This window comes from Shewanella sp. CAL98-MNA-CIBAN-0140 (assembly GCF_040309905.1).
Taxonomy (GTDB): Bacteria; Pseudomonadota; Gammaproteobacteria; order Enterobacterales; family Shewanellaceae; genus Shewanella; species Shewanella psychromarinicola.
Genome location: NZ_JBEOPI010000089.1, coordinates 1 through 1,083, shown reverse-complemented (window position 1 = coordinate 1,083; position 1,083 = coordinate 1). Strand labels below are relative to the sequence as shown.

The following is a 1,083-nucleotide window of genomic DNA, read 5'->3' as shown; positions in this document are numbered from 1 at the left end:
GATAACGCTCCAGAAGAGCGTGAGCGCGGTATTACAATTAATACTTCTCACATCGAATATGACACACCATTACGTCACTACGCACACGTAGATTGTCCAGGTCACGCGGATTATGTTAAGAACATGATTACCGGTGCTGCACAGATGGACGGCGCAATCTTAGTAGTAGCTGCTACTGATGGCCCAATGCCACAAACACGTGAGCACATCTTGCTTTCTCGTCAAGTAGGTGTCCCTTTCATCATCGTATTCATGAACAAATGTGACATGGTAGATGACGAAGAATTACTAGAATTAGTAGAAATGGAAGTGCGTGAGCTTCTTTCAGAATACGACTTCCCAGGTGATGATTTACCAGTAATCCAAGGTTCAGCGCTTAAGGCACTAGAAGGCCAGCCAGAGTGGGAAGCTAAAATTCTTGAGCTTGCAGAAGCTTTAGATACTTATATTCCAGAGCCAGAGCGTGACATCGATAAGCCGTTCCTACTACCAATCGAAGACGTATTCTCGATTTCAGGTCGTGGAACAGTGGTAACCGGTCGTGTTGAACGTGGTATCGTTCGTATATCAGACGAAGTAGAAATTGTTGGTGTTAGACCAACAACTAAAACGACTTGTACTGGTGTAGAAATGTTCCGTAAGTTACTTGACGAAGGTCGTGCTGGCGAAAACTGTGGTGTGTTATTACGTGGAACTAAGCGTGATGATGTTGAACGTGGTCAAGTACTAGCTAAGCCTGGTTCAATTAACCCACACACAACGTTTGAGTCAGAAGTCTACGTGTTGTCCAAAGAAGAAGGCGGACGTCATACTCCATTCTTCAAAGGCTACCGTCCACAGTTCTTCTTCCGTACAACAGACGTAACAGGCACAATTGAGTTACCAGAAGGCGTAGAAATGGTTATGCCTGGTGATAACATCAAGATGGTAGTTACACTGATTTACCCAATCGCGATGGATGACGGTTTACGTTTTGCTATCCGTGAAGGTGGCCGTACAGTTGGTGCAGGTGTTGTAGCTAAAATTATCGCGTAATAGCGACTTTAGTGAACACTGAAAAAGGAAGCCTCGGCTTCCTTTTTT

At 44.6% G+C, this 1,083-nt stretch carries 1 protein-coding gene; it reads left to right on the top strand.

The window, feature by feature from the left end; all coding sequences use genetic code 11:
* The coding region (tuf, locus tag AAEY93_RS20255) for an elongation factor Tu (protein WP_351079423.1) at window positions 1-1,035 on the top strand (1,035 nt) is incomplete at its 5' end.
* Window positions 1,036-1,083: the final 48 nt, after the last annotated feature.